This window comes from Microbacterium protaetiae, assembly GCF_004135285.1.
In the GTDB taxonomy this organism is placed as follows: Bacteria; Actinomycetota; Actinomycetes; order Actinomycetales; family Microbacteriaceae; genus Microbacterium; species Microbacterium protaetiae.
In genome coordinates, this window is sequence record NZ_CP035494.1 from 366,097 (window position 1) to 386,523 (window position 20,427).

The 20,427-nt window shown below is 69.0% G+C and carries 16 protein-coding genes, 1 pseudogene and 1 riboswitch; of the genes and pseudogenes, 9 read left to right on the plus strand and 8 right to left on the minus strand.

Features of this window, described 5'->3' with window-relative positions; all coding sequences use genetic code 11:
- The first annotated feature begins 1 nt into the window (after position 1).
- Positions 2-1,012 carry a tryptophan--tRNA ligase gene (gene trpS, locus ET475_RS01695; RefSeq protein WP_129385426.1) on the plus strand — a complete coding sequence of 337 codons (1,011 nt, stop codon included), beginning with the start codon at positions 2-4 and terminating at the stop codon, positions 1,010-1,012.
- Positions 1,013-1,186: 174 nt separating this feature from the next.
- Here trpS and ET475_RS01700 read toward each other — a convergent pair whose 3' ends face one another.
- A complete protein-coding gene (locus ET475_RS01700) occupies positions 1,187-2,059 on the minus strand; it encodes an endonuclease domain-containing protein (RefSeq protein ID WP_129385428.1) in 873 nt (290 codons plus the stop codon).
- A 1,120-nt stretch (positions 2,060-3,179) separates the two neighbouring features.
- On the opposite strand from ET475_RS01700, the gene ET475_RS01705 reads away from it, so the two are divergent.
- Together ET475_RS01705 and ET475_RS01710 are read left to right on the plus strand one after the other, a co-directional pair.
- Positions 3,180-3,734, plus strand: coding sequence for a GNAT family N-acetyltransferase (locus tag ET475_RS01705; protein WP_129385430.1), 555 nt, complete (start codon positions 3,180-3,182; stop codon positions 3,732-3,734).
- A 48-nt stretch (positions 3,735-3,782) separates the two neighbouring features.
- Complete coding sequence (locus ET475_RS01710) at positions 3,783-4,643, plus strand: Fpg/Nei family DNA glycosylase (protein ID WP_129385432.1); 861 nt, start codon at positions 3,783-3,785, stop codon at positions 4,641-4,643.
- Between the two features lie 132 nt (positions 4,644-4,775).
- On the opposite strand, the gene glpK is transcribed toward ET475_RS01710, so the two are convergent.
- Together glpK and ET475_RS01720 are read right to left on the minus strand one after the other, a co-directional pair.
- Complete coding sequence (gene glpK, locus ET475_RS01715) at positions 4,776-6,320, minus strand: glycerol kinase GlpK (protein ID WP_207205385.1); 1,545 nt, start codon at positions 6,318-6,320, stop codon at positions 4,776-4,778.
- A gap of 88 nt (positions 6,321-6,408) precedes the next feature.
- Positions 6,409-8,178: a glycerol-3-phosphate dehydrogenase/oxidase gene (locus ET475_RS01720; RefSeq protein WP_129385436.1), complete on the minus strand. Its 1,770-nt coding sequence runs from the start codon at positions 8,176-8,178 to the stop codon at positions 6,409-6,411.
- Between the two features lie 114 nt (positions 8,179-8,292).
- Positions 8,293-8,446: riboswitch (FMN riboswitch) on the plus strand.
- A gap of 62 nt (positions 8,447-8,508) precedes the next feature.
- Between ET475_RS01720 and ribD the strand changes: the two genes are divergently transcribed.
- Genes ribD through ribH form a run of 4 tightly spaced genes read left to right on the plus strand, consistent with a single transcriptional unit; the run spans position 8,509 to position 12,027 of the window.
- A complete protein-coding gene (gene ribD / locus ET475_RS01725) occupies positions 8,509-9,603 on the plus strand; it encodes a bifunctional diaminohydroxyphosphoribosylaminopyrimidine deaminase/5-amino-6-(5-phosphoribosylamino)uracil reductase RibD (RefSeq protein ID WP_129385438.1) in 1,095 nt (364 codons plus the stop codon).
- Entirely contained in the window at positions 9,603-10,259 is a 657-nt protein-coding gene (locus ET475_RS01730) for a riboflavin synthase (protein WP_129385440.1), read from the plus strand. Before ribD ends, ET475_RS01730 begins: the two co-directional genes overlap by 1 nt.
- Complete coding sequence (gene ribA / locus ET475_RS01735) at positions 10,256-11,554, plus strand: GTP cyclohydrolase II (RefSeq protein WP_129385442.1); 1,299 nt, start codon at positions 10,256-10,258, stop codon at positions 11,552-11,554. Before ET475_RS01730 ends, ribA begins: the two co-directional genes overlap by 4 nt.
- The gene (gene ribH, locus ET475_RS01740) at positions 11,551-12,027 is read left to right on the plus strand and encodes a 6,7-dimethyl-8-ribityllumazine synthase (protein WP_129385444.1); all 477 of its coding nucleotides are present in this window, start codon (positions 11,551-11,553) and stop codon (positions 12,025-12,027) included. Before ribA ends, ribH begins: the two co-directional genes overlap by 4 nt.
- A 25-nt stretch (positions 12,028-12,052) precedes the next feature.
- Here the strand turns inward: ribH and ET475_RS01745 are convergent, their stop codons facing one another.
- Positions 12,053-12,511 carry a DUF2269 family protein gene (locus ET475_RS01745; RefSeq protein ID WP_129385446.1) on the minus strand — a complete coding sequence of 153 codons (459 nt, stop codon included), beginning with the start codon at positions 12,509-12,511 and terminating at the stop codon, positions 12,053-12,055.
- A 1,123-nt stretch (positions 12,512-13,634) separates the two neighbouring features.
- On the opposite strand from ET475_RS01745, the pseudogene ET475_RS01750 reads away from it, so the two are divergent.
- Positions 13,635-14,810 (plus strand): annotated as a pseudogene (locus ET475_RS01750) (IS110 family RNA-guided transposase).
- A gap of 12 nt (positions 14,811-14,822) precedes the next feature.
- Here ET475_RS01750 and ET475_RS01755 read toward each other — a convergent pair.
- The 4 genes from ET475_RS01755 to ET475_RS01770 all read right to left on the minus strand — a co-directional run bounded on the left by ET475_RS01755 (position 14,823) and on the right by ET475_RS01770 (position 19,069).
- On the minus strand, positions 14,823-15,275 hold the full coding sequence (locus tag ET475_RS01755) for a GNAT family N-acetyltransferase (RefSeq protein WP_207205386.1): 453 nt from the start codon (positions 15,273-15,275) through the stop codon (positions 14,823-14,825).
- Between the two features lie 1,126 nt (positions 15,276-16,401).
- Entirely contained in the window at positions 16,402-17,229 is an 828-nt protein-coding gene (locus ET475_RS01760; RefSeq protein ID WP_129385448.1) for an ABC transporter permease, read from the minus strand.
- Complete coding sequence (locus tag ET475_RS01765) at positions 17,226-18,131, minus strand: ABC transporter permease (protein ID WP_129385450.1); 906 nt, start codon at positions 18,129-18,131, stop codon at positions 17,226-17,228. Before ET475_RS01765 ends, ET475_RS01760 begins: the two co-directional genes overlap by 4 nt.
- Positions 18,128-19,069, minus strand: a complete 942-nt coding sequence (locus tag ET475_RS01770; RefSeq protein ID WP_129385452.1) for an ABC transporter ATP-binding protein — start codon at positions 19,067-19,069, stop codon at positions 18,128-18,130. Before ET475_RS01770 ends, ET475_RS01765 begins: the two co-directional genes overlap by 4 nt.
- 92 nt (positions 19,070-19,161) lie before the next feature.
- Here ET475_RS01770 and ET475_RS01775 point away from each other — a divergent pair, with 92 nt between their 5' ends.
- A complete protein-coding gene (locus ET475_RS01775; protein WP_129385454.1) occupies positions 19,162-20,268 on the plus strand; it encodes a 5-methyltetrahydropteroyltriglutamate--homocysteine S-methyltransferase in 1,107 nt (368 codons plus the stop codon).
- Positions 20,269-20,427: the final 159 nt, after the last annotated feature.

Consider the following 20,427-nt stretch of genomic DNA (forward strand, 5'->3'; position numbering starts at 1 on the left):
GGTGAACAAACCCCGTCTCTATTCAGGAATGCAGCCCTCCGCCGACTCGCTTCAGGCCGGCAACTACATCGGGGCGCTCCTGCAGTGGCGGGACCTGCAGGAGACGTACGACGCGTTCTTCTCGGTCGTCGATCTGCACGCGATGACCCAGCCGAACAACCCTGCCGAGCTGCGCGAGAAGACCCGGCGCACGGCGGCGCAGTACATCGCCGCAGGGATCGAACCGTCGAAGTCCACTCTCTACGTGCAGTCGCACGTGCCGGCTCACGCCGAACTCGCGTGGATCCTCTCGACGCTCACCGGATTCGGCGAAGCGAGCCGAATGACGCAGTTCAAAGACAAGTCGCAACGGTACGGACAAGACGGCACCACGGTGGGTCTGTTCACTTATCCGGTGCTGATGGCGGCCGACATCCTGCTGTACCAGACCGACATCGTGCCGGTCGGCGAAGACCAGAAGCAGCACGTGGAGCTGACTCGCGACCTGGCTGAGCGGTTCAATGCGCGCTATGGCAAGGCATTCGAGGTTCCGGTACCGGTGATTCAGAAGGACACCGCCCGCATCTACGACTTGCAGAACCCGACCGCGAAGATGTCCAAGTCGGCAGCCACCGATGCGGGTGTGCTCTGGCTTCTCGACGACCCGAAGGCAACCGCCAAGAAGATCATGCGCGCGGTCACCGACTCCGAAGGCTCGGTGCGATACGACCGGGAGAACAAGCCCGGCGTCTCGAACCTCCTGGTGATCTACGCAGCGCTGACCGGGCGGCAGATACCGGCCATCGAGGACGAGTACGCGGGCCGCGGCTACGGCGACTTCAAAAAGGGCCTGGCCGACGTCGTGGTGAACGAGTTCGGTCCCGTGCGCGAACGCGCGCTCGATCTGCTCGACGACCCCGCCGAGCTCGATCGTGTGCTCGCGGCCAATGCGCGCCGCGCGGCGGAGGTCGCCGAGCGCACGCTGGGTGATGTCTACGACAAGGTCGGCCTGCTGCGCCGCGTCGCGCTCTGACCCGAACGGCTGCATACGCACGCCACTGCGCGACCGGCCATGTGCAACAACTCAGTCTGGCGCGCTCGACGACCCCGCGCGCGTGCTGTGATCGCCCGGGATCGGGAGTTCCGGGAACGCCCGCAGACTGAGTTGTTGCACGGGGCAGTCTGAAGACCAGCGCGGATGGATCACTCAGCGCAGGGTGCGCCGGGTCGCGACAAGTCCCCGAAGTGAGGCGAGGACCTGCTCCGGGCGGTAGAGGATGTCTTCGGCGGCGATCCGAAAAACGCAATATCCGTACGACGCCAGGATCCCGTCGCGGCGGTAGTCCTCCAGCTGCGCCTCCCACGTCGAGTGGAACGCCTTGCTATCGCACTCGATCACGAGCCATCGATCGACGACCATGTCGACGAAGCCCACCTGTTCGAAGGCCACTTGAAGGTCCACGTGGCATCCCAGCCCGCGAAGCATCAGGCGCACGAGGGTCTCCGGCCCTGATTGCGCACGCGCATCCACGAGTGTCTGCAGCACCGCGAATTTCGCGGGCAGTGCGTGAAAGATCTCTGCGAGGTCGAGCGCGGTGATCATGCCTTTGTTGAGCGCGCTGTCCAGGGTGGCAACCGCGTGCCTCGCCTGCTGACAGAGCACCGAGTGGATGAGAGCATCGATGACGCCAACACAGGCAGATGTGCCACCTTCGTCACGAGCGAGCGGACTCCAATGCAAGCGAGCGCCGCGCTTGCTGCCTCTGCGCAGCGGCTTCGCGCGGTTTCTCGGCGACCGCAGCCGGCTCGCGCCACGCGGAATGTGCACGTGAAGCGTGTCGCATGCGAAGACGAAGACGCCCAGGAGCTGGAGGAGGGAGAGGCAGGTCAGGCGGCCGCCGATCCGCACGGCTTGGAGCACGGCGCGCGGCGTTGCGGCTGCGACATAATGATCGCGCCGCGCCCTGACCAGCTCGCCACTGCGCACCGCGGCTTCCAGGCCACGCCGAGACATTCCCTCGGCAAGGATCTCAGCACGGGTCGCCGCGTCCCATTTCACTTTGAAGCTTTCCTCATCCATGCCTCGATCGTGCGAGATGACGGTGGGTGCGCAGGGCCCCCATCTGCAATCTGTGGATAAGTCGGGCTACAGCCCCGGCTGGGGAGGAAACGCCGAGCGGGGCACAACTCTCGTCACGGAGGTGCGCCGCGAGGCGCTGCCACGCGCCGGCGGGGAGCGCACGCCACGCGTACACCAACTCAGTCTGGGAGCGCCAGGCCAGGCGCGGGTCCCACGACATTCCGCGGCTGGCGGTCTCGGAGTCTGAGCGCCAGACTGAGTTATTGCACACAGGGGTGGTGCGGGCCGGGGCGGGCCAGGGCGGGCCAGGCTGCAGAGGCGAAGCGGGCAGGGAAGACCGGAGCAGCGCGGTGGCCGCAACGCGACGCCTCCGAAAGCGCGCCACGCGTACACCAACTCAGTCTGGGAGCGCCAGGCCAGGCGCGGGTCCCGCGATATTCCGCGGCTGGCGGTCTTGGACTCTGAGCGTGAGACTGAGTTGCTGCACGCAGGGCCCGGGCGAGGCGGCCGAGGCGAGGCAGGCAGGGAAGACCGGAGCAACGCGGTGGCCGCAACGCGACGCCCCCGAAAGCACGCCACGCGTACACCAACTCAGTCTGGGAGCGCCAGGCCAGGCGCGGGTCCCGCGAGATTCCGCGGCTGGCGGTCTTGAACGCGGAGAGCCAGACTGAGTTGCTGCACACAGGGCCCGGCCGAGGCGGCCGAGGCGAGGCAGGCAGGGAAGACCGGAGCAGCGCCGTGGCCGCAACGCGACGCCTCCGAAAGCGCGCCACGTGTACACCAACTCAGTCTGGGAGCGCCAGGCCAGGTGCGGGTCCCGCGATATTCCGCGGCTGGCGGTCTTGAACGCGGAGAGCCAGACTGAGTTGCTGCACACAGGGCCCGGCCGAGGCGTGGCAGGACGAGGCAGGGCGGGGTGAAGCAGGACGAGGCAGGACGAGGCAGGGCGGGGTGAAGCAGGACGAGGCAGGACGAGGCGAGGCAGGACGAGGCAGGGCGGGGTGAAGCAGGACGAGGCGGCCGGGGTGAAGCAGGGCGGGGTGAAGCAGGCCGGGGTGAAGCAGGCCGGGGTGAAGTGGGCCGAGCCGGGGGCGGAGCGCGCGAGCGGTACCCTTTCCTGATGGAACCGGTCACGCTGCGCACCGCACGCCTTGAGCTGTCGCTGCCGAGGCCTGGCGATGCCGAGGCGATCACGGCTGCGGCGGCCGACCCCGAGGTGCCACGCTGGACCACCCTCCCCTCGCCGTACTCGCTCGATGACGCCGTCGACTTCATCGCGCGCGCGGCGCGCTGGACTGCGGAGGGCTCGCAGCTGAACTGGGCGATCCGCCACGACGGCGCCTGGGTCGGCATGATCGGGCTGGCCCACCTGCAGAGCGGCGGCGCCGCCGAGATCGGATACTGGATGGCCGCATCCGCACGTGGGCAGGGACTGCTGACCGAAGCCGCGCGCGCCGTCGTCGACTACGGTTTCGAGGAGTTGACGCTCGCCCGCATCGAATGGCGGGCGGTCGTGGGCAACATCCCGTCGGCGCGGGCGGCGCGCCGGTTGGGATTCCGATACGAGGGGATGCTGCGACAAGCGCTCTCCGACTCGCGCGGCCGGCACGACGGCTGGATCGCCGGTCTGCTGCGCGACGACGACCGCACGGTCACCGAGTGGCCGGTGCTCTGAAGACCGGGGACCCACCACGACGTCGGCACCTCATGGCAGGATGGGCCCATGCCCGAGATGCCGGAGGTGCAGGGACTGGTCGAGTTCCTCGACGGGCGCATCACGGGGCTTGAGATCACCCGCGTCTCGGTCGCCGCGATCGCCGCTCTGAAGACGTACGACCCGCCGGTCGACGCCCTGCGCGGGGCCTCGATCTCCGGTGTCAGCAGACACGGCAAGTTCGTCGACGTCGCGACAGGCACCGCACATCTGGTGTTCCACCTCGCGAAGGCCGGCTGGCTGCGCTGGTACGACGCACTTCCCTCGACGATCATCAAACCCGGCCGCACTCCGATAGCACTGCGCATCGCGCTGTCGGACGGCTCGGGATTCGATCTCACCGAGGCCGGCACCAAGAAGTCCCTCGCGGTGTATGTGGTGCGCGACCCGGCAGATGTTCCGGGCATCGCCCGGCTGGGCCCCGACCCGCTCGAGCCGGGCTTCACCCGTGCGACGTTCGGCACGTTGCTGACCGGCAAGCGCACGCAGATCAAAGGACTGCTGCGCGACCAGGCGGTGATCGCCGGGATCGGCAATGCGTACTCCGACGAGATTCTCCACGCGGCGAAGATGTCGCCCTACACGCTGGCGGCGAACCTGACCGACGATGACGTCAACCGGCTGTACGCGGCGATGATCGAGACGCTGCGGGATGCCGTGGCCCAGGCATCCGGCAAGCCTCCGGCCGATCTCAAAGACGCCAAGCGGCGCGGCATGCGCGTGCACGGAAGGCGCGGCGAAGCCTGCCCGGTGTGCGGCGACACCGTGCGCAGCGTATTTTTCGCCGACAACAGCCTGGAGTACTGTCCGACGTGCCAGACCGGCGGAAAGCTTCTCGCCGACCGACGGCTGTCGCGACTGCTCAAGTAGCCGCGATCACGCACCGAGGAACCGGAGTCACGCGCCCGGCCGCCGCGATCACGCACCGCGTAGCCGCGATCACGGACCGCGTGGCCGCGGTCACGCACCGGGTACCCGCGATCACGCGCCGGATGACCGCGATCACGCGTCGTGCGTGCCCATCAGGGTGCGTGCGTCGTCATCGACCCAGTCCAGCGACTTCGACACGGCCTTGCGCCACATCCGAAAGCGGCGCTCGCGCTCGTCGTGACCCATCGCGGGTTCGAAGCGACGATCTTCTCGCCACAGCGCGCGCAGCTGGTCGAACCCGGTCCACACCCCCGTGGCCAGACCGGCCGCGTATGCCGCGCCCAGCGCTGTGGTCTCGACGACCTTCGGCCGCACGACGGGGATCCCGAGAATGTCGGCCTGGAACTGCATGAGCAGGTCGTCGCGGGTCATCCCGCCGTCCACGCGCAGATCGGGCAGCGCGCGCCCGGTGTCGGCGACGACCGCGTCGATCACATCGCGGGTCTGGAAAGCTGTCGACTCCAGGGCGGCCCGGGCGATGTGTGCCTTTGTCACGTAACGGGTCAGTCCGACCAGCGCACCTCGCGCGTCGGGACGCCAGTAGGGAGCGAACAGTCCCGAGAAAGCGGGCACGAAGTACGCGCCGCCGTTGTCATCGACACTGGCCGCCAGCGTCTCGACATCCTGCGACCGCGCGATGATGCCCAGGTTGTCGCGCAGCCACTGCACGAGCGACCCGGTGACCGCTATCGAGCCCTCGACCGCATATCGCGCGGGGTCGTCACCGCACCGGTAAGCGACCGTGGTGATCAGACCGTGCTCGCTGCGTACGATCCGCTCCCCCGTGTTCACGATGAGGAAGTTCCCTGTGCCATAGGTGTTCTTCGACTCGCCGGCATCGAACGCAGCCTGCCCGAAGGTCGCGGCCTGCTGATCACCGAGGATTCCTGCGATCGGGATGCCGCGGGCCACCGTCGGCAGCACGGCGTCGCCGACGATCTGCGACGACGAGCGGATCTCTGGCAACATCGCCCGCGGGATGTCCCACACCCGCAGCATCTCGTCCGACCAGTCCAGCGTGCGCAGATCCATCAGAAGGGTGCGCGACGCGTTCGTGACGTCGGTGACGTGGATGCCGCCGCTGCTGCCGCCCGTGAGGTTCCAGATCACCCACGTGTCGGGCGTGCCGAACAGCACATCGCCCGCCTCGGCCGCTTCGCGCGCGCCGGGGATGTGGCGCAGCATCCACGCCACCTTCGACGCCGAGAAGTACGTCGCCAGCGGCAGCCCGGTCAGCTCGGCGAAGCGCTGCGTGCCGTCGGGGTGCTGCGCGGCCAGCGCATCGATGCTCTCCTGCGTGCGGGTGTCCTGCCACACGATGGCGTTGCCGATCGGACGGCCGGTGCGCCGATCCCACAGGATCGCCGTCTCGCGCTGATTCGTGATGCCGATACCGGCGACATCCCGCGCCGACAATCGAGCGCGCGACAGCGCCGCCGAGACGACCCACTGCGTGTTCGTCCAGATCTCGACCGGGTCGTGCTCGACCCAGCCGGCGTGCGGGAAGATCTGCTCGTGCTCCCGCTGTGCGGATGCCACGATCTGCCCCGCCGCATCGAACACTATCGCCCGGGTCGAGGTGGTCCCCTGGTCGATCGCCAGAACATTCTCGGCCACGCTGCCTCCTCGCCGTGGGTTCGGGATGCCGTCGTGCCACGCTACCGCGTGAGCGCAGGCGGGCGAGGCACCTGCAAGAGGGCGAGCCTCAGGCGGCGACTCCTGCGGGCACCGCCGCACGCACCGCGGCCAGCGCCCGAGCGACCTCGGCGTCGATGGTGGCCGCATCCCAGCCGCGCACGGGCGCGACCACCGCGGCCACCTCGCGCGCGACGTCTTCGCCGGCACGGCCGGTGAAGGCCAGCACCGTACGACGCAGCAGCAGATCTTCGAGGTGGTGTACGGCCTCGGTCTGCGCAAGGTGGCGCAGCTCGCCGGTGCTGAAATCGGGGGCCGACGACAGCGGCGCGTCGTCGGGGTCGGCGCCAATGGCGGCCACGACCTGCGCCGCCACGGTGCCGTACCGGGCCAGCAGCACACCGACCCGCGCCGCACCGAGCCCCACGTCGTGTTCGGCCACCCACTGCCGGCGGGCGCGCTCGGTGGTCGGGTATCCTCGCCCGCCGCCGATGGCGACCCCGCGCGTGGAGCGGCGGCGCGGCCAGGCCAGTGCGGTCAGCGCGTGATCGGCGAGGTGCTCGGCCGAGGCGCGGAACGTCGTCCACTTGCCCCCGACCAGGCTCAGGATCACGACATCGCCGGGCAGCCGGGCCGACTCGATGCGGTAATCGCGCGAGACGAATCCCGGTGCGAGATCGCCATGCCCGGGCAGCGGCCGCACACCCGCGTATCGGTACACGATCTGCTCGCGGTCCACGGGCACACCGGGCAGCACATGCGCGACGAGCCCGAGGAAGTAGTCGACCTCTTCGTCGGTGCACACGACGGGGGTGGTCATGTCGTGTTCGAGATCGGTGGTGCCCACCAACACACGCCCCCGCAGGGGATAGATCAGCACGATGCGCCCATCGCTGTGCTCGAAGAACAGCTCGCGTCCGCCGGTGGCCGCCAACAGCTCAGGATTATCCAGCACGATATGCGAGCCCTTCGTGCCGCCCATATACCGGGTCGGCTCGTGCAGGGCGGCGTTGGTCAGATCGGTCCACGGCCCGGTCGCGTTCACGACGACGGATGCCGCGAAGCGCACCTCCTGCGCGGAGTCGACATCGCGCAGCACGACACGGCCGTCGTCGACGCCGACCGCGGCGGTGTAGTTCGCCGCGCGAGCGCGCGCGGCCGCGCTCGCCTGCGCGATCGATGGGACAGCGGCATCCACCCCCGCGCGACCGCGGGCTGCGGCATCCCTCCCCTCGGCCACGCCGTCGCGCAGCACATCCAGGGCGAGACGCTCGGGGTCGCGCAGTGAGGCGTCCCAGTATGTAGCGGTGTACTTCACGTCGGGGTTGAGCTGCGGCAGCGCGCGCAGCGAGGCACGCCGGCCGTGGAAGGTGTGGCGCGGCACCTGCCCGCCGCCGCGGGAGAACGAGTCGTAGATCTCGAGCCCGATCTTTATCAGCGCCGCGCCGCGCTCGCGCGGGCGTCCGGCGCCGTGCCGCAGAAACCGCAGCGGCGCCGAAAGCACGCCCGAGAACGTCGAGAAGATAGGAATCGTGGTCTGCAACGGTTTGACGTAGTGCGGGGCGGTGCGCAGCAGCATGTTGCGTTCTGTGACGGCCTCGTGCACGAGCCGGAACTCGCCGTTTTCGAGGTAGCGGATGCCGCCGTGGATCATGTGGCTGGATGCCGCGCTCGCGCCACTCGCGTAGTCGGCACGTTCGACCAGCGCGACGTCCAGGCCCTGCATCGCCAGGTCGCGGAAGGCGGCGATCCCGTTGATACCGCCGCCGATGATGAGCACGTCGGCGTACGGGCGGGCGGCGAGCGCGGCAAAGCCGTCGCCGTCGAGCGTGACCTGCATCTGCTCCCCTTCCCCGATCCCAGGCTAGGCGACGCACGCGGCGCCTTCGGCCGCCCGCGCCGATTCCTCGGGAATGCGCAGGCGTGCTGTGCGTTGGGTAGACTCGGAGCCGTAAACGTGCTCCGGGGTCGGTGAGAATCCGAACCGGCGGTGATAGTCCGCGAGCTGCGGCATCCGAGAGGATGACGGCGGCTGATCCGGTGGAAATCCGGAACCGACGGTGATGCGATGGGTGGCCATCGCTAGTCCGGATGGGAGGCAGCACGAGCCAGCGCACGCGCCGTGTGCCGCCGGCCGCACGCCTCCGGAGCCAGACAGCGAGGAGAGCGGATGTCGGTCAGTCGAGCCGAGCGCGACGCCATGCGGCGCGCCTTCGAGCTCGCTCGGCGCGGCCCGCGAGGAGTGAATCCGCAGGTGGGAGCGGTCGTCCTTTCGCCCGCCGGCTCCGTCATCGCCGAAGGCTGGCATCGCGGCGCCGGCACCGCACACGCCGAGGTCGACGCTCTCTCGCACCTGCCGGCCGACGCCGCACGCGGGGCGACCATCGTCGTCACTCTGGAACCGTGCAATCACACCGGACGCACCGGACCCTGCGCGCTCGCGCTGATCGAAGCCGGCGTCGCACGCGTCGTGTTCAGCGCAGAAGACCCGGGAGTGCACTCCGGTGGCGGTGCCGCCCGCCTCCGGGCTGCGGGCGTGGATGTCGCGGCCGGTCTTCTCGCCGAAGAGGGCGTCGCGCTCATCGACGACTGGCTGGTCTCGGTGCGGCTGGGCCGCCCGTTCATCACCGTCAAGTGGGCGCAGAGCCTCGATGGCCGCGCGGCGGCATCCGACGGCTCCAGCCAGTGGATCACCGGGCCCGCTGCCCGCGCCGATGTGCACGAGCGGCGCGCGGCCACCGACGCTATCCTCGTCGGCACCGGCACCGTGCTCGCCGATGACCCAGCGCTGACCGCGCGACGGGGCGACGGCACCCTGTACGAGCACCAGCCGCTTCCGGTGGTGCTGGGCACCCGGGAGGTGCCGCGGGATGCCGCCATCCGGCGCCACCCGCACGAGCCGATCTTCTTCGACCGGCTCGACACCGCCGTGCGCGAGTTGCGCGACCGCGGCATCCAGCGGCTGTTCATCGAAGGCGGGCCTACGGTCGCCAGCGCCGTCGTGCGCGCGGGCCTCGCGGACGAAGTGCTCGCCTACATCGCCCCCGTGCTGCTGGGTGGAGATCGCCTCGCGCTCACCGACATCGGGGTGCCCACGCTCGCAGACGCCCCGCGACTGAGGGTGGTCACCGTCGAGAAGCTCGGCGACGACCTGCTGGTGATCGCGCAGCCGGTGACGGCGGCGGGGCGTTTCGACGCGGCGCCTGACTCAACGACCGAGACCGAACCCGCGGCGCCTGACTCTACGACCGAGAAGGAGACCTGATGTTCACCGGAATCATCGAAGAGGTAGGCAGCATCACCGCCGTCACGCCCGCGGGCGAGGGCGTGCGCCTGACCGTGCAGGCCCCGACCGCGGTCTCTGACGCCGGGCACGGCGACTCCATCGCGATCTCGGGCGTGTGCCTGACCGTCGTCGACCGCGGCGACGATTGGTTCACCGCCGACGTCATGAAGCAGACCCTCGACATGTCCACGCTCGACGATGTCGCCGCCGGGCGGCGCGTCAACGTCGAGCGGGCCCTCGCCGCGCACGCGCGGCTGGGCGGGCACATCGTGCAGGGCCACATCGACGGCACCGGCCAGGTGCTCGAGGTGCGCCCCGGCGACCAGTGGCGGGTGCTGCGCATCGGCCTTCCCGGCGATCTGGCCGACCTCGTGGTCGACAAGGGCTCGATCGCCGTCGACGGCGTCTCGCTTACCGTCAGCGCGGCGTCTCCCGCCGACGCCGCTGCCGCGTGGTTCGAAGTGTCGCTCATTCCCGAGACGCTGACCGCCACCACGCTCGGTGAGCGTGCGCCCGGCGATCGCGTCAACCTCGAGACCGACATCCTGGCCCGCCACGTGCGGCGTCTGCTCGCTTTCACGGCCGGTGACGGCCGCGACGCGGCATCCACTTCTGAAGAAGGGAGGCTCGCATGAGCCTGTCCACCATCCCGGAGGCGCTGGAGAGTCTGCGCGCCGGTCGCCCGGTTCTGGTCGCCGACGACGAGAACCGCGAGAACGAGGGCGACGTCATCCTGTCGGCGCAGCTGGCCACGCCCGAATGGCTGGCGTGGACGATCCGCTACTCGAGCGGATACCTGTGCGCGCCGATGCCGGTGGAGTGGGCCGAACGGCTCGATCTGCCACCGATGGTCGCGCACAATGAAGACTCCCGGGGCACCGCGTACACGGTGAGTGTGGATGCCGCCGACCGCATCTCGACGGGGATCAGCGCCGCCGACCGCGCGCACACGCTGAACGTGCTGGCCGATCCCGATTCAACGCCGACGTCGGTCATCCGCCCCGGCCACGTGCTGCCGCTTCGGGCGGTGGACGGCGGCGTGCGCGAACGCAGCGGGCACACCGAGGCCGCCGTCGACCTGATGCGGTTGGCCGGCCTCGCGCCGGTCGGGGCGATCGGCGAAGTCGTGGCCGAAGACGGCAGCATGATGCGACTGCCGGGCCTGATCGAGATGGGTGAGCGCGAGGGCGTTCCGGTGATCACCATCGAGCAGCTGATCGCGTATCTCGAAGAGCACGATCCGCGTCCTGAACCGGTCGTGCACCGCCGCCTGGTCAGCCTGCGTGCCGAGGCGAACGTGCCGACCTCGCACGGGGGCTTCCGCTTTCTCGCTTATAAGGACCGCACCACGGGCACCGATCATCTGGCGGTGGTCTCGGGCGATCTCAGCGCCATCGAGGCACCTCTGGTGCGCGTGCACTCGGAGTGCCTGACCGGCGAGGCCTTCGGCTCGCTCAAATGCGAGTGCGGACCGCAGCTGCAGGCTGCACTCGACGCCATCGACGTCGCCGGCGGTGTCGTGATCTACATGCGCGGGCACGAGGGCCGCGGCATCGGCCTGATCAACAAGCTGCGCGCCTACAGCCTGCAGGAGGGCGGTCTCGACACCGTCGACGCCAACCTCGCCCTGGGGCTGCCCGCCGACGCACGCGACTACGCGGCCGCCGCCGGCATCCTCGCCGATCTCGGCGTGCAGAAGGTGCGACTGCTGACGAACAACACCGACAAGGTGACGCAGCTGCGTGACCTTGGCCTCGACATCGTCGAGCAGGTGCCGCTGTTGGTGGGTGTAGGCCCGAACAACCACCAGTATCTGCAGACCAAGCGCGACAAGATGGGGCACATCATCGACGCCGACGACCTCGAAGAGGCACTGCACGAGATGCAGGCCGCCGACGGCGACGGAGAACACGAAGGAGCAAAAGCGTGAGCGGAACCGGAGCGCCCCGGGCGCCCTACGACATCGATGGACGCGACGCCCACGTCGTGATCGTCGCGGGCACCTGGCACCAGGCGATCACCGATGGGCTCATCGCCGGAGCGCAGCGTGCGCTCGATGCGGCCGGCGCGCAGCACCGCGTGGTACGCGTGCCAGGTTCGTTCGAGCTCGCCCTGGCTGCGCAGGCGGCGTTCGCAGGCGGCGCCGACGCCGTGGTCGCACTGGGCGTCATCATCCGCGGGGGCACCCCGCACTTCGAGTACGTCTCGCAGGCGACCACCGACGGGCTCAACCGCGTGGCACTCGATGCCGGCAAGCCGGTCGGTTTCGGCGTGTTGACGCTCGACGACGAACAGCAGGGCCTCGACCGGGCCGGGCTCGAAGGCTCTCAGGAGGACAAGGGCGGCGAGGCAGCCCAGGCGGCGCTGCGCATGGTGACGGTGCTGCGCGAATTCGCTTCCTGAGCCGCCCGACCTGTCGTACCCCGGGTCAGGGCTTCCAGATCATCAGCACGACGACCACGACCAGCAACAGCGTGGCAATACCGCTGCTGCCGGCGATGGCGCCGTAACCGGCAGGCTTGCCGGCAGGCTTGCCGGCGGCTTCAGTGCCACTTGCCGCGAACTGCACCGCCGCCTTGCGCATCTGCGGTACCACCACGAAGACGGTCAGCAGGAACGCTATCGCGTACGCAATGATCGACCAGAGGATCCACGGGGTCGCAAAGCTCAGATTGTACTGCGCCGGGGCCATCCCCATCGCTCCAAAACCGAAGACGAAGGTCAGCAGCGACAGCCACGAGAAGACCGACGTCGACGTCGCCAGGGAGTTCACCTGCGTGGCGCTGCCCGAGCGCAGAGCCCGCAGACCTGTCATCGGAATGATCGCCATCGGGCCGACGATGAAGACGGCGGTGGCGACGTGCAGGATGCTCATCAGGGTGTCCATACCCTCGAGCTTACGTCATCCTGAAGGTTCCGGGTCTCGCGGCGAGCCGTGCCGACGCGTGCCGGAGCCCGTGCGTGGCTGAGCCCGGGCCCGAGCCCCTGCGTGAAACAACTCCGTCTGACAGCACCGGCCGGGGGCGGCGAGCCACGCGATTACACGGAACAACGAATGCTCCCGCAGCCCGCAGACTGAGTTGTTGCACGCGGCAGCGGGATTTTGCGGCGACGGGAGCGCGTCAGCCCACGCGTGCTCACGCACGAGCATGGCCGGGCCCTTGCATGGCCGGGCCCTTGCATGGCCGAGCCCCCGCGTGGACGACCCCTGCGTGCAACAACTCAGTCTGACAGCGCCGGCCGGGTGCGACGACCCGCGCTAATACAGGGAGCAAAGACCGCCCCGCAGCTCGCAGACTGAGTTGTTGCACGCGGCAGCGGGAGAGCGCGCGGCGAGGGATTCCGCGGCGACGGACACGGAGGCGGGAACCAGCGGCGACGGGCGCGCCTGAGCCCACACGTGCTCAAGCACGAGCACGGCCGAGCCCTTGCACGGCCGGACCCCGGCGTGCAACAACTCAGTCTGACAGCGCAGGCCGGGGGCGGCGAGCCGCGCGATTGCAGGGAACAACGACTGCTCCCGCAGCTCGCAGACTGGGTTGTTGCACACGGCAGCGGGAGAGCGCGCGGCGCGCGGCGCGGGACTCCGCGGCGACGGACACGGCGGCGGGAACCAGCGGCGGCGGGAACCAGCGGCGGCGGGCGCGCCTGAGCCCGCACGTGCTCAAGCACGGTCATGGCCGAGCCCTTGTACGGCCGAATCCCGGCGTGCAACAACTCAGTTTGACAGCACCGGCCGGGGGCGACGACCCGCGCGATTACAGGGAACAACGACCACCCCGTTACTTTCTTCGTGACCCGCTCGGCGACCATGCTGGGTGGTGACGGCCTGCCGGGCCCGGCATGATTGCTGCCCCCTGTCCTTGATGATCCGGGGGGTGTTGTCACCGGGCCTGGTTGGCGGTGTGTGATCGCTGATAGGGGCTGGACCCGAGCGCGCTCGAGGCCGTTCGTAACGTGGATGCCGAGACGCACCGTCGCGGACGCCGTCGCGAGCGAACGGAGGCAACGTGGTCACCAGCATCGACAGATACGACGAGGTCGACGTGTACGTCGGGCTCGACGTCGGCAAGGGCGAACACCACGCCGTCGCCCTCGACCGGACCGGCAAGCGGCTGTTCGACAGACCATTGCCGAACGACGAACGCCGACTGCGGGCGGTGCTCGACCAGCTCGCGACGCACGGCACGGTACTGCTGGTCGTGGATCAGCCCGCGACGATCGGCGCGCTGCCGGTCGCCGTCGCGCAGGCTTGCGGGGCGCTGGTCGGCTACCTTCCCGGGCTGGCGATGCGCCGCATCGCCGATCTGCACCCGGGAGAGGCGAAGACCGACGCGAGGGATGCCGCGATCATCGCCGAGACCGCACGGACGATGCCGCACACGCTCCGGTCCATCCAGGTCGCGGACGAGCAGGTTGCGGAGCTGAGCATGCTCTGCGGCTTCGATGACGACCTCGCCGGGCAGATCACCCAAGTCTCCAACCGCATCCGGGGCTTGCTCACCCAGATCCACCCGCCCTCGAGCGCGTCATCGGACCGCGCCTGGACCATCCCGCGATGCTCGACCTGTTGCAGCACTACCCGTCGCCTGCAGCGATGAGATCAGCGGGTGAGAAGCGGATCGGGAACCGGCTGCTGAAGAACGCGCGCCCTCGGTGAGCAGACTGTCGTGGTCGCGGGCACCGATGCCACAACTCTTGTGCTGCCGCGGCTGGCGGAGCAGCTCGCCGCACTGCGCCGGCAGCGGGACGAGATCGCCGTCGAGGTCGAGAAGATCGTCGAGCAGCACCCTCTTCAGCCGGTCCTGACGAGCATGCCCGGAGTCGGCGTCAGGACCGCGGCCCGACTCCTCACCGAAGTCACCACGAAGACCTTCCCGACCGCCGGGCACCTCGCCGCCTACGCCGGCCTCGCACCCGTCACCCGCCGCTCGGGCACCTCGATCCGCGGCGAGCATCGGTCCCGGCGCGGGAACAAGATCCTGAAGCGGGCCATGTTCCTCTCCGCGTTCGCCGCACTCAGAGACCCGGAGTCGCGCGCCTACTACGACCGCAAGATCGCCCAAGGCAAACGCCACAACCAGGCCCTCATCGCCCTCGCCAGACGCCGCTCCGATGTCCTCTACGCCATGCTCCGCGACGGAACGCTTTACCAGGCGCCCGCCGACAGAGTGATCGCCGCCTGAACTCTTGCCCGGTCAGGCGGTGGGCTTCATGTCGTATGTCACCCAGGGCGTCGCCGCGGCATGCGTGTCATACACGGATCGGGCCGTCGCGTTGTCAGCGGCGGTGATCCACCGCACAACACTGCCGCCGCCTTCCCCCGCAAGCTCAGCCGCGTGCTTGAGCAACGCGCTGGCCGCACCGCTACCGCGCGCCTCGGGGGCGGTGAAGAGATCGTCGAGATAGAGCCCCATCGTCGCCGATGAGGGGCGAGCGAACCAACGAACGTTCGCCAAAGCGATTGGGACGTTGTCATCGTCTACCGTGACGAGCCCGACGAGCCCGTGTTCGCCGTCGCGCACCCACTGCCAGGTCGTCGATACGGCCACTGGGTCGTCGGGAAGTCGATAGAACGCGCGATACCCCGCATAGAGCTCTGCCCATGCGCTCTGGTCACCGGGCTCGACAATTCGAACAATCACACTCACCTGGCAACCCTACAAGCGAGCAGCCGAATGACTTGACGAAAGACATAGGGGCACCCCCGCAACTCGCAGACTGAGTTGTTGCACACCGCAGCGGGAGAGCGCGCGGCGCGGCGCGGGATTCAGCGGCGACAGACACGGCGGCGGGATTCAACGGCGGCGGGAGAGCCCGAGCTCGCACGTGCGCAAGCACGAGCATGGCCGGACCCTTGCGTGGCCGAGCTCCTGCATAGCCGGGCCCCTGCGTGGACGACACCAGCGTGCAACAACTCAGCCTGACAGCGCCGGCTGGGGGCGACGACCCGCGCGGATACAGGGAACAACGACCGCCCCCGCAGCTCGCAGACTGAGTTGTTGCACACGGCAGCGGGAGAGCGCGCGGCGCGCGGCGCGGGACTCCGCGGCGACGGACACGGCGGCGGGAACCAGCGGCGGCGGGCGCGCCTGAGCCCGCACGTGCTCAAGCACGGTCATGGCCGAGCCCTTGTACGGCCGAATCCCGGCGTGCAACAACTCAGTCTGACAGCACCGGCCGGGGGCGACGACCCGCGCGATTACAGGGAACAACGACCATCCCCCGCAACTCGCAGACTGAGTTGTTGCACACCGCAGCGGGAGAGCGCGCGGCGAGGGATTCCGCGGCGACGGACACGGAGGCGGGAACCAGCGGCGACGGGCGCGCCTGAGCCCACACGTGCTCAAGCACGAGCATGGCCAAGCCCTTGCACGGCCGAGCCCCGGCGTGCAACAACTCCGTCTGACAGCGCCGGCCGGGTGCGACGAGCCGCGCGATTACAGGGGACAACGAGCATCCCAGCAGCTCGCAGACTGAGTTGTTGCACACGGCAGCGGGAGAGCGCGCGGCGCGGGACTCCGCGGCGGGGCGGGGCGCGGGATCACGCGGGGCACGCGAACGGCGCGGGATTCAGCGGCGGTCGGGGCACGCGAACGGCGCGGGAACCAGCGGCGGGGCGCGGGATCACGCGGGGCACGCGAACGGCGCGGGATTCAGCGGCGGGCGGGGCAGGCGAGCGCGGCGGGGCAGGCGAGCGCGGCGGGGCAGGCGAGCGCGGCGGGGCGCGGGATCACGCAGGCGAGCGGGGCAGCGGCAGCGCGCCGCGGTGCGCCGTCAGTCCAGGAACAGGGCGCGCAGGCGCTTGGTGGTGAACACCAGGCCGACGGCGATCATCACTACGTAGTACAGGATGTGCCAGACCATCGCGCCGCCGATCGACCCGGTGGTCAGGGCCCTGATCAGCTCGACCCCGTGCCAGAGCGGAAAGGCCATGATGATCGACTGAATCCAGTCGGGGTAGACCGAGATCGGGTACAGCGTCGCCGAGAACAGGAACATCGGCAGCAGCACGATGTTTATCCAGTCCATGTGCTGGAACGTCTTCATATAGCTGGTGACGGCCATGCCCAGACTCGCGAAGCCGAAGGCCACCAGCAGTACGGCCGGCAGCGCCAGGATCGCTGTGGGGGCCAGGTTCAGCCCGAACACCTGCATGATGATCATGAACCCGCAGGCGTAGAGCAGCCCGCGCAGCAGCGCGTACAGGATCTCGCCGAAGGCGACATCGAGCGGGCCCAGCGACGTGGCCAGCATGCCCTCGTAGAGCTTGCCGTAGTTCAGCTTGAAGAACACGTTCCACGTCGAGTCGTAGATGGCACCGTTCATCGCCGACACCGCCAGCAGCGCCGGGGCGATGAAGGCGGCGTAGGGCACGCTCAGACCGGCCGAGGTCTGCACGTCGCCGACCAGGCTCTGCAGCCCGAGCCCCATCGAGGCCAGGTAGAAGACCGGCTCGAAGAACCCCGACAAGATCACGACCCAGCTCGACGAGCGCGCCGCGATCAGCCCACGCTGTACAACCGCCCATGGGTTGCCCGACCACAGCGCCCGCACCCCGCCACGGCGCTGGTCGGCTTCGATCTCATCAACGACGGCTGTCATTTCGCGAGCCTTCGCGTGAAGATGCGGCGGGCCAGCAGGTATCCGCCGATCGAGAGAACGAGCAGATACACGACATGCACCACGAGCAGAACAGCATCGACCGGCTGCCCGAAGCTGGCCATGCGCCCCAATTCGGTCGCGTGCCACAGCGGCGAGATCCAACCGATCCACTGCAACCAGATCGGCAGATTCGCCAGCGGAAAGAACGTGCCCGAGAACAGGAACATCGGCATGAAGACGAACCGCTGCACCAGTGCGAACTGGCCGGTGTCTTCTTCGAGCGACGCGGCGTATGCCAGCAGCGGCATTCCGAACGACCAGCCGGCCAGCATGCCGATGACCACCGAGATCCACGCGGTCGCCGGTGCGGGAACCGTCACGATCGGCAGCACGGCTCCGAAGCCCCAGATGAAGAGGTAGTAGGCGCCCGCTGCGAAGAGCATGCGTGCCGACGCCGCCACGATCACCCCGTTGGCGATCTGCGGCGACGACAAGGGTGAGGCGTTGAACCCATAGAAGTAGCGCCGCCACTTGAAGCCGGCCATCACGGGATACGTGAACTCCTCGGAGGCCACGGCGATCGTCGCGGTCATCAACAGTGCCGGTGCGACGAAGACGAGATACGACACGGTGCCGCCGCCGGAGACCGGAATCTGCTGCTGGATGAGCGCGGCCAGCCCGATCGCGAGGCCGAAAAGGTAGACGAGCGGTTGTCCGAGGGCGCCCACGACGATCGTCCAGCCGTAGGCGCGCATCGCGCGCAGCATGTGCTCGGTCGCGTACCAACTGCCGTAGCGGCGGGGCAGCCGCCCGCCCGCGAGCGCTTCGGCGCGCAATTCATCGAGAGTGGGATGCGTCGTGGCCCCGGCATCCGGTCCTCCCTGAGCCGGTCGAGGGGTCATTCGATCAGCGACCTTCCGGTCAGCCGCAAGAAGACGTCTTCGAGGCTCGAGCGCCTCACCAGGCTTGTCAGCGGTTCGAGGCCGGCCGCCGTGACACGGTCGAGCGCCGCTTCGCCGTCGGACGCGTAGATGAGAATGCGGTCGGGCAGCACCTCGACGCGATCGCCGATGCCCGCAAGTCGTGGGGCGACCTCTTCGTTGCGGCTCGAGCCGAAGCGCACCTCGAGCACCTCGCGGCTGGAATGCTCGCGGATGAGCGAGGCCGGAGTGCCCTGCGCCATGATGCGCCCCTGGTCGACCACGATGAGCCGGTCGCACAATTGCTCGGCTTCGTCCATGTAGTGCGTGGTCAGCACCAGGGTGGTGCCGCGTTCCTTGAGCCGGAACAGGCGATCCCACAGGATGTGCCGCGCCTGCGGGTCGAGGCCCGTGGTGGGCTCGTCGAGCAAGAGGATGCGGGGGTCGTTGATCAGCCCGCGCGCAATCGTCAGCCGCCGCTTCATGCCGCCTGAGAGCTGGTCGACCTTGTTCTTGGCCTTGTCTTCGAGCTGGGCGAACGCCAGCAGCTCATCGGCCTTGCGCGCGCATTCCTTGCCGGGCATGCCGAAATAGCGGCCGTACACATACAGGTTCTCGCGCGCGTTGAGCTCACCGTCGAGGTTGTCGTCTTGCGGCACGACACCAAGCCGCGACCGGATCTCGGGCCCGTACCGATTCGGGTCGAGCCCCAAGATCTCGAGGTCGCCCGAAGTACGTGTGGACACCGCCCCGATCATCTTCATCGTCGTCGACTTGCCGGCGCCGTTGGGACCGAGCAGACCGAACGACTCGCCGGGCGCGACCTCGAAGCTGAGGTCGTCGACGGCCCGGAAATCGGGCTTTCCCTTGACCTTGTAGGTCTTGACGAGGTTCGCTGCACGGATCACTTCAGCGGGCACCGCACCACTCTAACCGCGGCATCCGACGTTCGCGATGACTCCCTATGACAGAAGGGATGCTGCGGCCCGGCCGTCCGGGATAGCATCGCTCGGTGACCACTCCCCCGTATCGCGCCGACATCGTCGGCAGTTTCCTCCGTCCTGCCGCTCTCAAGGACGCCCGCGCCCGCCACCTCGAAGGAGTCCTCGACGACGAGGGCCTGCGGAAGGTCGAAGACGCGGCGATCGCCGATCTCGTGCAGAAGGAGGCCGATGCCGGCCTCGCGGTCGCCACCGACGGCGAGTTCCGCCGCTCGTGGTGGCACTTCGACTTCTTCGGATATCTGGGCGGCGTCGACATCGTCGAGCTCGACCACGGCATTCAGTTCCAGGGGGTGCAGACCAAGTCGCGGGGCGTCGGGATCTCGGGCCCGATCCGGTTCGACCCGCGGCATCCCTTCGTCGATCACTTCCGGTCGGTCGCAGAACTGGCCGCGCGCACCGGCGCGACGCCGAAGTTCACCATCCCCTCGCCGACCGTGCTCGACTTCCGCCTCGAACCGGGACACATCGGCGGGGCCTACGACGGCCGCGATGCCATCGTCGACGACCTGGTGCAGGCCTACCGCGACGCCATCGCCGCGTTCTACGACGCCGGCGCGCGCTACCTGCAGCTCGATGACACCGCCTGGGCGTACTTGTGCAGCCAGGTCGAGCTCGACAAGGCCGCCGCCCGTGGCATCGAGGTCGACGGCATCGCCGAGCGCTACGCCGACATCCTCAACCGCGTGCTGGCCGGCAAGCCCGACGACCTCACCGTGACAACGCACGTGTGCCGCGGCAACTTCCGCTCGACGTGGATCTCGTCGGGCGGCTACGAGCCGGTTGCCGAGCAGCTGCTGGATGTCGTGCAGTATGACGGCTACTTCCTCGAGTACGACAGCGACCGCGCGGGCGGGTTCGAGCCTCTGCGCTTCTTGCCCAAGGGCGACAAGAGGGTCGTGCTGGGCCTGGTGACGTCGAAGTCGGGGCAGTTGGAGAACCCCGACGACATCAAGCGGCGCATCGATGAGGCCGCGGCCTTCGCCCCCCTCGAGCAGCTTGCGCTCAGCCCGCAGTGCGGGTTCGCCTCGACCGAGGAAGGCAACACGCTCACCGAAGACGAGCAGTGGGCCAAGGTGCGCTCGGTCGTCCGGATCGCGGAGGATGTCTGGGGCTGATCTGCCCTCGTCCGGGCGGGCGGTGAGCCGCGTGATCGTGTCGCGGCAGCCATGGGTGCGGCATCCCCTCGCGCACCACTAGGCTGACCACTGCCTCACACCGTCGTCGGGAGCATGCGCGCCTGAGCTCGCTTCATCCGCTCAGATACCCGCCGCGTG